This window comes from Sphaerisporangium sp. NPDC051017, assembly GCF_040683095.1.
Taxonomy (GTDB): Bacteria; Actinomycetota; Actinomycetes; order Streptosporangiales; family Streptosporangiaceae; genus Sphaerisporangium.
Map to the genome: position 1 here is coordinate 26,248 of NZ_JBFBCI010000052.1, position 12,109 is coordinate 38,356.

At 68.9% G+C, this 12,109-nt stretch carries 10 protein-coding genes; 8 read left to right on the forward strand and 2 right to left on the reverse strand.

Translation table 11 applies throughout. The features are described 5' to 3' along the window. Positions 1-28 precede the first annotated feature (28 nt). Positions 29-2,203: a thiamine pyrophosphate-dependent enzyme gene (locus tag AB0M95_RS31130; protein WP_363772214.1), complete on the reverse strand. Its 2,175-nt coding sequence runs from the start codon at positions 2,201-2,203 to the stop codon at positions 29-31. A 203-nt stretch (positions 2,204-2,406) separates the two neighbouring features. On the opposite strand from AB0M95_RS31130, the gene AB0M95_RS31135 reads away from it, so the two are divergent. The 8 genes from AB0M95_RS31135 (at position 2,407) to AB0M95_RS31170 (ending at position 10,157) form a co-directional block, all read left to right on the forward strand. Continuing rightward, a complete protein-coding gene (locus AB0M95_RS31135) occupies positions 2,407-3,642 on the forward strand; it encodes an alpha/beta fold hydrolase (protein ID WP_363772217.1) in 1,236 nt (411 codons plus the stop codon). Continuing rightward, a complete protein-coding gene (locus AB0M95_RS31140; RefSeq protein WP_363772220.1) occupies positions 3,642-4,181 on the forward strand; it encodes a VOC family protein in 540 nt (179 codons plus the stop codon). The genes AB0M95_RS31135 and AB0M95_RS31140 overlap by 1 nt, the downstream gene beginning before the upstream one ends. Further along, entirely contained in the window at positions 4,178-4,747 is a 570-nt protein-coding gene (locus AB0M95_RS31145; RefSeq protein ID WP_363772223.1) for a VOC family protein, read from the forward strand. The genes AB0M95_RS31140 and AB0M95_RS31145 overlap by 4 nt, the downstream gene beginning before the upstream one ends. A gap of 7 nt (positions 4,748-4,754) precedes the next feature. After that, positions 4,755-5,420 carry a GntR family transcriptional regulator gene (locus AB0M95_RS31150; protein ID WP_363772226.1) on the forward strand — a complete coding sequence of 222 codons (666 nt, stop codon included), beginning with the start codon at positions 4,755-4,757 and terminating at the stop codon, positions 5,418-5,420. A gap of 231 nt (positions 5,421-5,651) precedes the next feature. After that, positions 5,652-6,614, forward strand: coding sequence for a sugar ABC transporter substrate-binding protein (locus AB0M95_RS31155; protein ID WP_363772228.1), 963 nt, complete (start codon positions 5,652-5,654; stop codon positions 6,612-6,614). A gap of 2 nt (positions 6,615-6,616) precedes the next feature. Then, a complete protein-coding gene (locus AB0M95_RS31160; protein ID WP_363772231.1) occupies positions 6,617-8,161 on the forward strand; it encodes a sugar ABC transporter ATP-binding protein in 1,545 nt (514 codons plus the stop codon). 36 nt (positions 8,162-8,197) lie between these two features. Then, positions 8,198-9,220 (forward strand): ABC transporter permease, encoded by a 1,023-nt coding sequence (locus AB0M95_RS31165; RefSeq protein ID WP_363772233.1) that lies wholly within the window; start codon positions 8,198-8,200, stop codon positions 9,218-9,220. Between the two features lie 91 nt (positions 9,221-9,311). Next, entirely contained in the window at positions 9,312-10,157 is an 846-nt protein-coding gene (locus AB0M95_RS31170; protein ID WP_363772236.1) for an alpha/beta hydrolase, read from the forward strand. Between the two features lie 210 nt (positions 10,158-10,367). Here the strand turns inward: AB0M95_RS31170 and AB0M95_RS31175 are convergent, their stop codons facing one another. Next, positions 10,368-12,059, reverse strand: a complete 1,692-nt coding sequence (locus AB0M95_RS31175) for a S49 family peptidase (RefSeq protein ID WP_363772239.1) — start codon at positions 12,057-12,059, stop codon at positions 10,368-10,370. Between the last annotated feature and the right edge of the window lie 50 nt (positions 12,060-12,109).

Here is a 12,109-nt window from a genome sequence, read left to right on the forward strand (position 1 = left end):
TTTCCTCCGTAGTGTGGATGTCGGCGGTTCAGTGACCGGTGATCTTCTTGAGTTCGGCGACGACCTCGTCGGTCTGGGCTATGGCGGCCCGCTCCAGCACCTTGCTGATGCTCGGGGACGCCTCGCCTCCGGTGACGCGCTGGACGGGCTGGTCCAGCCAGTCGAAGAAGCGACGCTGGACCTCGTCCGCCAGCCAGCCGCCGTAAGAGGTGCCGACGGCCCCCTGCTCGGCGATCAGAACGCTGTTGGTCTTGCGGATGCTCGCGCCGATGGTGTCCCAGTCGATGCTCGCCCGGTCCAGCCAGCGCAGATCGATCACCTCGACGTCGACGTCGACGCTCGCCACGGCCTCAAGGACGTAGTTCGTCATGGCCAGGTAGGTCAGCACGGTGAGGTCCGAACCCGTCCGCCTGACCGCGGCCTTCCCCACCGGCAGGCAGAAGTCCAGGTCCTCCGCCGGGACCTGTCCCGTGGTGGGGTAGAGGTCCACGTGTTCCAGGACGACGACGGGGTCGTTGCAGCGCAGCGCACTGTTCATCAGGCCGATGTAGTCGAAGGGCGTGGAAGGCGCGACGATGCGCCAGCCCGGCGCGGTGGCGAAGATCCCGGCGGGGTCCATGGAGTGCTGGGAGCCGTACCCCGTGCCCATGGCGACCTTGCTGCGCAGGACGAGAGGTACGTCACCGCTGCCTCCGAACATGTGCCGGGCCTTGCCGATCTGGTTGAAGAGCTGGTCGGCGGCGACCCACATGAAGTCCGCGTACATGAACTCCACCACCGGCCGGTAACGCCCCTCGATTGCTATGCCGCCGGCCAGACCGGCGAACGCGTTCTCACTGATGGGCGTGCCGAGAACGCGTTCGGGGAACGCCTCGGCGAGGCCCCGGGTCGCGCCGTTCGTACCGCCCTTGAGACGGTGGACGTCTTCCCCGAGCACAACGATCCGTTCGTCCTCGGCCATGCCCCGGGCCATGACCTCGGCTACCACGTCGATGAACCTGCGCTCTTCCAGCTTCCCCTGGAAGGACGTGAGATCGGCGGTCCGTACCCCGTCGAACTCGTTGAGGTCTCCCCGAATACCGACATTCCGGAAATCGGGGTCCGGCCACAGGTTCTGCTTGATCCGCCGGCCGGGCTTTCCTCCGGGCACCGGCTCAAGGAGTTCGCTTGCGACGGCCTCCATCTCGGCCTCGGCACCTTCGGTGCACCGGGCCACCTCCGCCTCGGTAAGGAGCCCGCGGCGCAGCAGATGGGACGTGATGAGCGCCAGCGGGTCCCGCTCCCGCCACTCCTTCTCTTCTTCCTTGCTGCGGTAACCGAAGGCGCTGCCCGGGAAGGGGCCGTTCTGGTGGAAGTAGCGGTAGACGTCGGCCTCCACGATCGTGGGACCACCGCCTGACCGCATGTGGGCGACCGCTTCGCCGGTCGCCAGGTACACGGCGAGCGGATCCATCCCGTCGACGCGCCAACTGGGGATGTTGAAGCCCAACCCACGTGCGGACAGCCGCGGTTCGGCGGTGACCTCGTTGACGTGCGTGGAGACGGCGTACTGGTTGTTCTCGATGAAGAAGCACACCGGGAGATGCCACGCCCCGGCGAGGTTGAAGGTCTCCAGAACCGAGCCGATGTTGACCGCGCCGTCGCCGAAGTAGGAGACGGAGACCGCGTCGGTGCCGGCATACCGGGCCGACCAGGCGAATCCGGCGGCCTGGGGGACGCCTCCGCCCACGATGGCGTTGGTGCCCATGGCGCCGGCCTCGCGCCACCGCAGGTGCATGGATCCACCGCGCCCACGGCAGAAGCCGTCCGCGAGGCCGCAGATCTCCGCCAGGGTGCGGGAGAGCACCGTGTGGACCGCGCCGGGAAGAGGGGTCCTCAGGTCGATGCCCTCGGGAGCCACGTAGCCGAACGCCTTGGCGAGGAACTGGTGGTGCCCGCGGTGCGAGCCGTTGACGTAGTCGCTGCCGGTGAGCGTGAGCACCGAGCCGACCGCGCCGCCCTCCTGACCGATGCTGGAGTGGGCGGGTCCGTGCACCAGGCCTTGCGACGCCAAGGACAGGACGTGTTCCTCGAAGGTCCTGATGAGCAGCGTCTGGGTGAACATCGAGATGAGCAGTGCCGGATCGGCTGCGTCCCAGTCCTTCCTCGTCGTGACGACCTCGACCCAGGGGGCATCTGGGCTGAGCTTCTTGTGTGTGGGCACGAACGCCTCCAAGACATGAGCACCCGGCTCGCCGGGCTCGGCCGCCCAGCTCTTGCGGTTGTCCCACGATCCCGATGAATGGATCCATAGACAAGATTGCGTTATTGCTTCGTTATAAAGCTCGGATGGATGTGGCTATTGACTGGGAGCGTTGCAGGCGTGAAGGTCTGCCTTGAAGAAGCATGGATCCAAGGAGAACGGTCATGGCTAAGACACCGAGCGGCCCCAGCGACCTCAAGGAGTTTGAGCAGGAGTCCTGGTGGGAGGCGGTTCAAGCCGAGCTCAACGCGGACTCCGAGTGGACGGAGGCGGCCAGATATTTCCCCGCCCGCATCGAGTTCCGCGGCGACCACGCCTCCTGGACGATGGACACGCGCGACGGGCGGGTCGTCTCCGTGCGGCAGGGAGCTCACCCGCAGGGAGCCGACATCACCATCGTCGCCCCGGACGCGGAGTGGCGCCGCGTGATCGACAGGGAGACCGACTGGTTCGCGGGCACGTCGCCGGGGCTGGGCCGCATCACCGTGGAGGGCGACGGGATCGCCGCCATGCGCAACGTCAAGGCGATGTGGCGGCTGCTCGGCGCGCTGTCCACGGCCGGCAGGCCCGCGGTCGAGGGCGGGCCTTACTCTCCCGACCCCGAGACGGACCGCCACGCCGTCATCACCGGACGCTACCTGCGGGTCAACGGTCTGCGGACGTACTACGAGGAGGCCGGTGAGGGCATCCCGATCGTCTGCATCCATGCGGCGGGCCAGGACACCCTGATGTACCGCCACGTCGTGGAGGGACTGTCCGACGAGTTCCGCGTCATCTCCATCGACGCCCCCGGCCACGGCAAGACCCTCGAACCGGCCGGCGGCGCCTTCCGCGACATCAGCGACCACGCCGACTTCAACGAGGCGTTCATCGAAGCTCTCGGCTTGGAGAACCCGGTCATCGTGGGGTGCTCGATGGGCGGCAACATGGTTCTCGAACTGGCCTCCCGGCGGCCGGACTTCTACCGCGCCGTCATCTCGGCCGAGGGCTCCGACTACACCCCGACCGTCAGCGACACGCTGCTGGAGATGCTGCTGCTGAACGGGCCGCAGATCCTGGAAGGCTGGTCCCGCTCCATGACGGGCCGCCGCACCCCGCCCGACCGCGCCCGCGAGGTCGTGTGGCAGCTGCGCAGGGTGTGCCCGGAGGTGATCGCCGCAGATCTCACCGGCTACGCGGGCTTCGACCGCCGGGGTCAGGTCGGCCGGATCGAGAGCCCGGTGCTGCTGCTGCGCGGTGACGCGGACTGGCTCGTCCCGCAGGACATGGTCGAGCAGGTCTCCAGCCGCATCCCCGGCAGCCGGATCGCCGTCCTTGAGGGAACCGGCCACTACCCGATGATCGAGAACCCGGTCGAGTTCAACCAGACGGTGCGCGACTTCGTACGGGGGACTCGGTGATGAGCGGTCTCTCGGCCGGCATCCCGGATCCCGCTGTGCTGCCGGCGCCCCTGGCGGGGCTGCCGGTGGCCCAGGTCGGCATCCTCGTACCCGACCTTGCGGCAGGCGTGGCCACCTGGTCGGCCCTGCTGGGAGCGAACGACTGGCTCATCTACACCTACGCGCCCGACACCGTTCCCCACCTGGCCTACCGCGGCAAGCCGGGGACGTTCCGGATGCGGGTCGCCCTCGTCGGGAACGCCCCGCAGATCGAACTGATCGAGTCGCTGGAGGGGCCGAGCATCTACACGGAGTGGATCAGTGAGCACGGCTACGGCCTTCACCACCTGGGCTTCCGGGTTCCGTCCGCGGAAGCGGCCATCCGTGAGGTGACGGCGCGTGGGGTCGGTCTGCTCCAGTCCGGCAGCGGATACGGGCAGGACGGCGACGGGGGGTTCGCCTACTTCGACACCCAGGGCAGCGTCGGCCTGATCGTCGAGGCCATCGAGGTCCCCAGGCGCCGCAGACCGTCCGAGCCGCTGCCCCGGGAGCGGCGGTGAGGCCGGCCCGCGCCCGCGGCCTGCCCGGACTGGCAGGGGTCGAACACGTCGGTTTCACCGTGCCCGACCTGGACGCGGCCACCCGGTTCCTCACCGAGGTCATCGGGTGCGAACTGGTCTACACACTGGGACCCTTCCGGTCCGACGGCACGTGGATGGCCGACCGGCTCAACGTCCACCCGCGGGCGGTGATGCGCCGCCTGGCCTTCTTCCGCTGTGCCAACGGTCCCAACTTCGAGGTGTTCCAGTACGAATCCCCGGACCAGCACTCGATCCCGCCCCGCAACAGCGACATCGGCGGCCATCACCTGGCCTTCTACGTTCAGGACCTGGACGCGGCCGTGGCGCACCTGCAGGCGCACGAGGTGACGGTGCTGGGTGAGCCGACCGACAGCACCGGCCCGAGCGAGGGGCAGCGCTGGGTGTACTTCCTCGCCCCCTGGGGCATGCAGTTCGAGCTTGTCTCGTTTCCGCGCGGCAAGGCGTACGAAAGGGCCCTTGATCGCGGCGGGGGGCGGGGGGTGAGGTTATGGCAACCTGAGATGCCGGATCACCTGTCACGTTAGGAAGACCATGCCGCCAGGCCTCGACAGACAGTCCTCTGTCGCCAGTCAGAGGGTCGCCGACACACTGCGCAAGCAGATCCTCTCTGGGGGCCTCACCCCGGGCGCGCGAATCATGCAGGAGGAAGTCGCCGCGTCCCTCGGCTCCAGCCGGCTTCCGGTCCGCGAGGCCCTGCGGATCCTGGAGGCCGAAGGCCTGGTCGTCCTGAAGCCGAACAGCGGGGCGTGGGTCTCCAAGATGGACCTGGCCGAGTGCCAGGCGACCTACAAGCTGAGAGAGCGGGTGGAACCCCTCGCCCTCAGCGAGTCAATGCCGAATCTCACGTCCGACGACCTCGCCCGGCTGGACAAGATTCAGCATGAGATCGAAGTCAACCGCGACGTCGACCATTTCCTCACCCTCGACCGAGAACTGCATCTCATAACTTACTCGGGCTGCCGCATCGATCAGCTTCACACGATGGTCCGCCGTTTCTGGAACACCACTCAGCATTACCGGCGGGCCTACGCCCACCTCATTGATCCGACCGGGCGTGAACTGATCAACTTCGAGCACCGGCTGATCATAGAGGCGATCAAACGAGGCGATCCCACCGACGCCGAGCGCTTCCTGGCGGGCCACATCCGCCGGACACGGCTCGCGCTGTCGCGGCACCCCGAACTGTTCACGGGGTGAACGCGCCGATCGGCTGACGTTCTTCCGTTCACTTCCAGGAGGGCCGCACCAGGGGCGGTCCATCCCTTCGGCCTGCCCTGATTCCGCTTGAACACTCACCTTTCCGCGGATCCACGGGCTCGGTGCAGCCCTCGGCCCACCCCCGCCCACGGCCACGACAACGCGCCCCGCCTGAACTCACACCAGCAGGCCGCAGACCCCCACCCCTTCACGAAGACGAAGGAGTGCGCCATGAAACGCCGCACAACTGTCATACGTACCCTCGCCGCCCTGAGCGGCCTGACCGCCGTACTTGCCGGCTGCACCGCCGGAACCACCAACGCCGGTGGAGAAGGTGTCAAAACCGTGGGACTGATCCGATTCTCCGGATCGGACGTATACGCCAACAGCGCCCTTGACGCCATCGCCGCCTATGGAAAGAGCAAGGGCTGGGAGATCACGGAGGTGGACGCCAACGGCAGCGTCGACTTCGCCAACACGGCGTTGACCAACCTGGCCACCAAGGGTGTCGACGCGATCGCCATCTCCGTATTCCCCACCGCTGCGCTGGCCTCGGGAGTCGCCTCGGCACAGGCCGCGGGCATTCCCGTGGCCAACTGGGGAGGCGGCATCGGGCCGGGCGTCCCCATCGCGGCGGACGTGTCGATCGGTGCGCCGATGGCCGAGCGGGTGGTGAACGACCTGGGCGGCAAGGGAGCGCTGCTGGCCCTCGGTTATCGCCCGGGACTGCCATGCCAGCGCCGCGAGAAGGCGCTCGACGAGGCCGTGGCGAAGACGGACATCCAGGTAGACGCCCAGCAGATCACCATCCCCGGGCAGGTCGAATCGGCGGACAAGGCGACGCAGGCTTGGGCGCAGGCCCACCCCAAGGGCGGCAAGCTCGCCGTGTGGGCCTGTTTCGACGACCCGGCCACCGGCGCCGTCGCGGCCCTGCAGCAACTCGGCCGCACCGATGTCCTCACCTACGGTCTCAACGGCACCGCCGAGGCGCTGTCCCTGGTCAAGGCGGGGAAGCTGACCGCGACCCAGTGGATCGACGGACCGTCCCAGGGACGCGAGATCGCTCAACTGATGGAGAAGTACTGGGCCGCTCCCGACGACTTCGAGCCGGTCGAGATCGATGGCGACTACAAGATCATCGATAGGTCCAACGTCGACGGCTTCCTGGCGGACCATCCCGAATTGAGGAAGTAGTCATGACGGCAGCAACGACGGGGCCGGGGGACCCGGTGCCGCCCGGCCAGGCGGCCCCCTTGGTCCAGGTGCGGGGGCTGGCGAAGTCCTACGGGGCCATCCGCGCGCTGCGCGGCGTCGACGTCTCCTTCCGGCGGGGCGAGATCCACGGGCTCGTCGGAGCGAACGGCGCCGGCAAGTCCACGCTGATCAACTGTCTGGCCGGTCTGGAGCGACCCGACGCGGGCGACATCCTGGTCGACGGCGAGATCACCCACGTTCACGGCCCAGCCGACGCGGCCCGCCTCGGACTCGCGTTCATCCACCAGGAGCTGAACCTGGTGAACTCCTTCACCGGAGCGCAGAACATCATGCTCGGCAGCCACCGCGGATCGATGGTGGCCCTGCGCCGGTTCAGCGGCGTGCCTCGCGCGGTGCTCGATGCCGCCCGGCGGGTCGGGATCGACTTCCCGCTCGACGTCCCCGTCTCCGAACTGACCGTTCATCAGCAATGGCTCGTCACCATCGCGCGGGCGCTGGTCGAGGACCGTGCCCTCATCGCCATGGACGAGCCGACCGGATCCCTGGACGCCCAGGAGGCGGCCACGCTGCTGAAGGTGGCGCGTGAACTGGCCGCCTCCGGCGTGGCCGTGGTGTTCATCAGTCACCGGCTCGACGAGGTGACGGCCGTCTGTGACCGGGTCACCGCATTCAAGGACGGATCGGTGGCCCTGTCGCTGCCGCGGGCGGAGATCACCCGAGAAGCCCTTGTGCGTGTCATCGTGGGCCAGGAGGTCACCCCCGGCGCCGGGGCCACGGCCCTCGAAGCGACCGAACACCGCCGCGTCGTCCTGGACCTGCGGGAAGTGCGCCGAGGACGGAGCGTGCGCGAGGTGTCCCTCACGCTTCACGAGGGCGAGGTGGTCGGCATCGCCGGCTTGGTCGGCTCCGGGCGTACGGAGCTGGCACGGCTGATCTTTGGTGCCGATCGCCCCGACAGCGGCACGATGGTCCTGGACGGCAAGCCGTACCGGCCACGCTCCATTCCGCAGGCCATCACCCAGGGCGTCGCCTATGTTCCCGAGGAACGGCGCTCCGAGGCGCTGTTCCTCACGCATTCGGTGGAGGAAAACCTCCACATCACGGTGTGGGACCGGTGGCGCGTCAGCAGGTGGCTACCGCTCATCCGGTCCCGCTCGTCCCATGCCGCGGCGAATCGCACCTGCCGCACCCTCGGGATCAAGACGGCCGATGCCCGCCGGCCGGTGGTGGGTCTCAGCGGCGGAAATCAGCAGAAGGTCGTCATGGGCCGCTGGCTGGCCACCAACCCGAAGATCCTCATCCTGGACGAGCCGACGCGTGGTGTGGACGTGGGCGCGCGCGCCGACATCTACGAGCGGATCCGCGAGGCCGGCGAGTCCGGATCCGCCGTTCTCGTCATCTCATCGGAGTTCGAGGAACTCCTCGAGTGCAACCGGGTGCTCGTCATGGCCGAGGGCCGCATCGTCGGCGAGCTCACAGGCGACGAGATCACCGTCCCCGACATGTTGCATCGCTGCTACGCGTGATCGACGCCGCGCGGTCAAGAAACTGGAGTACCCGCCATGGAAGGCATCATCCAACAAGCCACGAAGCCGTCGGCCGAGCCGGGGGCCGAGCCGGGCAAAGCGCAGCGCACGCTGGTTCTCGCCGGCAGGTATGGAACCCCCGCCGTCCTCGTCCTGCTCCTGATCGGCTTCACCGCGGCCAGCCCGCAGGCGTTCATGACCGGTCAGAACCTGCTGAACATCCTCAACCAGAGCGCCACGCTGGCCATCGTCGCCGGCGGCCTCACCCTCCCGCTGGTGGCGGGCAAGTTCGACCTCAGCTTCGCCTCCGTGGTGAGCCTTTCCGGCATCCTCGCGGTCGGCTTCCTGGAGCGCAGCAGCCTTCCGTGGTTCGCCGCCATACTGCTCGCCCTGGCCGCTGCCGCGATCATCGGGCTGGTCAACGGGCTGCTCGTCGCGCATCTACGCATCAACCCGATCGTCGCCACCCTGGGCACCAGCACCATGCTGCTGGGAATCAACTACGCCTACTCCAACGGCACACCCATCACGCTCGAACCCGGCCCCTTCACCGACATCGCCCGTGCCTCGGTGCTCGGCATCCCCGTCCCCGTCATCCTCACGGCAGTCGTTCTGGGCGGCCTATGGGTCGCGCTGAACTTCACGCTGCTGGGACATCACATGCAGGCGGTGGGCGCCAACCAGGTGGCCGCCCGCATGGCGGGTGTACGGGTCGCCCGCATCACCATGGCCGCCTTCGTCATCTGCGGGCTGTGCGCCGGCCTGGCGGGCGTCGTCCTGTCGGCGCGCATCGGCAGCGGGCAGGTCACGGCCGGCGACGGATACCTGCTGAACGCGTTCGCCGCGGCCTTCCTCGGCGCGTCCGTGCTCAGGGACGGAGACTTCCACATCCTGGGCACGCTCGTGGGCGTCCTCATCGTCACCGTCACCTTTAACGGGCTGTCCCTCCTGGGCGCCCAGTCCTACGTCCAGTTCCTCTTCCAGGGCGGGATCCTGGTAGCCGCCACCGCTTTGAGCAGCACCAGCCGTCGCCTGCTTCTCGCCTCGGCGCGGCGCTGACGGGCCCCTGGCGATTGTCGCCTTCCTCGACGCCCGCCTGCCCGGTGCACAGATACCCGTCCCCCTTTCCACACCTATGAGAGGCACCATCATGAGCGGCACCGAAACCGAGACCAGGATCAAGGCCAACGGAACGGAACTCTTCGTCCGCGACACCGGAGAGGAGGATCTTCCCGTTGTCCTCGCCCTCCACTCGCTGTTCCTCGACGGCCGCATGTTCGAGGGCTTCAAGGACGCCGCCGCCGGCAGGTACCGGGTCGTCCGCCCCGACTTCCGCGGTCAGGGCCGGAGCGCGGCGGCCGAGGGCGACATCATCCATCTGGACACCGTCACCGCCGACGTCATCGCACTGTCCGAGGCCCTGAACCTCGCACGGGTGCACCTGCTCGTGCAGTCCATGGGCGGTGACGTGGGTTTCCGGCTGGCGGTGACCCGGCCCGCACCGATCAGGTCGATGGTCGTCCTCGGCTCGTCCGCCTGCTCCGAGCCGGCCGATCAACTGGCGCTCTTCCGCGAGTGGGTCGACAACGTCGGCCGCCAGGGCTTCGTCGGTGACGTGCTCCAGGAGACCATGGAGATCATGTTCGGCGTCACCACCCGCAACGACCCCGCCAAGCAGGACATCGTCAAGCTGTGGGAGTCGCGGATCGCCGAGGTCCCCCCGACCCTGCGCCCCGCGATGGCGGGTGTCATCGAACGCGGCACCGCCGTGCACCTGCTTCCGCAGATCAGCGTTCCCGTCTTCATCGTCTCCGGCGAGGAGGACAAGCCGCGTCCTGTCCCGTGGCAGGACGAGATGGTCGAGCACCTGCCGAACGCCACCCTGTGGCGCCTCGAGAAGATCGGTCACAGCCCCGTCCTCGAAGCACCGGACGTGGTCCTGCCCCGCGTTCTCGACTTCCTCGATCAGGTGGAGAGGCAGGGCCGCTTGTCCTGACCACGGTCGTGGGAACGAGATCGCCGACTCGCACGGTTGGCGATCCAGGTGCCGCGCTCGTCGCCGATCCTGGCCAGGATGCCGGGCGCGCCGGCGCCACGGCGGCGTCGAGCGCCTGCCGCATGTCGGCCTGACTGGGGGTCGCCGTCAAGCCGGGCCGCGCCCTGCCCGACGGCGACAAGCTGCTGCCCGCCTGGATCGCCTGACCGGTCAGCGGATCGTCCACTGGCCGGGAAGCATCAGCGGGCCGTACGCCGGAAGGCCGAGCTCGGCGGTCAGGCGGGTGAGGGGCCCCCAGGCCTCCAGGCGGACCCGGCTCAGCGCGGCCGCGCGGTCCTCGCTGGACTCGGCGGGACGCAGGCGCTCCAGCGGGTGCACGCGCGGGTAGGTGCGGACCGGGGCGTTCTGCGGCAGGCCGGCGCGGCCGCGGGCCAGTCCGAGTGCGTCCTCCAGGCTGCCGAGCTGGTCGACCAGCCCGCTGTCGAACGCGTCCGCGCCCGTCCAGACCCGGCCGCGCGCCAGGTCGTGCGCGCGGTCGCGGCCGATGCCCCGCCCCTCGGCCACCTTGCCCACGAAGTCGTCGTAGATGCGGTCGAGCCAGGCGTTCACCCGCTGCCACTGCGGCTCGGAGTAGGCCCGGCTCGGGGAGAACATGCCCGAGTTGGCGCCGACGTCGACCGACTCGGAGGTGACGCCGATGCGGTCGAGCAGCTCGGCCACCGACGGCTTGCCGCCGAACACGCCGATCGAGCCGGTGAGCGTGCCGGGCTGGGCGACGATCACGTCGGCGGCCATGGAGACGAAGTAGCCGCCCGAGGCCGCGAGGTCGCCCATCGAGATGATCACCGGTTTGCCGGCCTTGCGCGTGAGCACGACCTCGCGCCAGACGACGTCCGAGGCGACGTACGACCCGCCGGGGCTGTCCACGCGGAACACGACCGCCCGGACGCTGTCGTCGCGTCGGGCGGCGCGGAACGCCGCGCTGATCGTGTCCGACCCCATGGCGCCCCCGCCGCCGAGGGGGCTGCGCCCGCTGCGGCCGAGACGGATCATGCCGTTGCCGTGGATCAGCGCCACGACCCGCTCGCCCGGGTGGGGCAGCTTGCCCGAGATCGGCCCCTTGGCGTACCGCGAGACGTACAGCAGCAGATCGCCCTCGGAGCGGATCTCGTCGTACACCTCGTCGCGGTAGGCGAGCTTGTCGACCAGCCCGGCCTCCAGCGCCTCGGTGCCGATGAACGGGCCCTGGTCGATGAGCTCGCGGACGCGCTCGGGCGGCAGGCCGCGCCCCTCGGCGACGCCCGCGACGATCTGCTCGATGACCGACTCGGCGATGCGGGCGGCGGACTCGCGGTGCGCGTCGGTCATGTGGTCCTGGGTGTACATGTTGGCCGCGGTCTTGTACTCGTGCCGCTGGCCGATCTGGTACTCCACGCCGATCTTGCCGAGGGCGTTCTTGAGGAACCGCTGTTCCAGGCTGACGCCGGTCAGCCCGACGTCGCCGGACGGCTGGAGGTAGACCTTCTCGAAGGCGCTGGCCAGGTAGTAGGGGACCGTGCCCGCGCCGAACTCGCCGAAGGTCTCGGCGAACGCCACCGTCAGCTTGCCCGCCGCCCGGAGCTGGACGATCGCCGTGCGCAGCTCCTGCACCTGGGCCAGCCCGAGCGGCCGTCCGCCGATCTTGACGACGAGGCCCTTGACGCGCGGGTCCTTACGCGCGCGGCGCAGCCCCTCCAGCACGTCGGACAGGCGGGTCTTGCGCATGGACAGGAGCGCCCCCAGCGGGTCGGAGGGAGGCCCCTCGGCGAGCCCTTCGGTGAGGTCGAGTTCGAGGATCAACGGGGCCGTGCGCCTCTGCCGGAACCGGTCGACCGATTCGATGATCGCCTTTGTCGCGTCCATAGCGACACCCTAGGCGACGTGGAGCGTAAAGAGGCGCAGCGTTTTCCCCT

Bases quoted from the DNA above. Each gene is read 5' to 3' on its own strand.
- AB0M95_RS31135 (WP_363772217.1), top strand. From the start codon at position 2,407: ATGGCTAAGACACCGAGCGGCCCCAGCGACCTCAAGGAGTTTGAGCAG.
- AB0M95_RS31140 (WP_363772220.1), top strand. From the start codon at position 3,642: ATGAGCGGTCTCTCGGCCGGCATCCCGGATCCCGCTGTGCTGCCGGCG.
- AB0M95_RS31150 (WP_363772226.1), top strand. From the start codon at position 4,755: ATGCCGCCAGGCCTCGACAGACAGTCCTCTGTCGCCAGTCAGAGGGTC.
- AB0M95_RS31155 (WP_363772228.1), top strand. From the start codon at position 5,652: ATGAAACGCCGCACAACTGTCATACGTACCCTCGCCGCCCTGAGCGGC.
- AB0M95_RS31160 (WP_363772231.1), top strand. From the start codon at position 6,617: ATGACGGCAGCAACGACGGGGCCGGGGGACCCGGTGCCGCCCGGCCAG.
- AB0M95_RS31165 (WP_363772233.1), top strand. From the start codon at position 8,198: ATGGAAGGCATCATCCAACAAGCCACGAAGCCGTCGGCCGAGCCGGGG.
- AB0M95_RS31170 (WP_363772236.1), top strand. From the start codon at position 9,312: ATGAGCGGCACCGAAACCGAGACCAGGATCAAGGCCAACGGAACGGAA.
- AB0M95_RS31175 (WP_363772239.1), bottom strand. From the start codon at position 12,059: ATGGACGCGACAAAGGCGATCATCGAATCGGTCGACCGGTTCCGGCAG.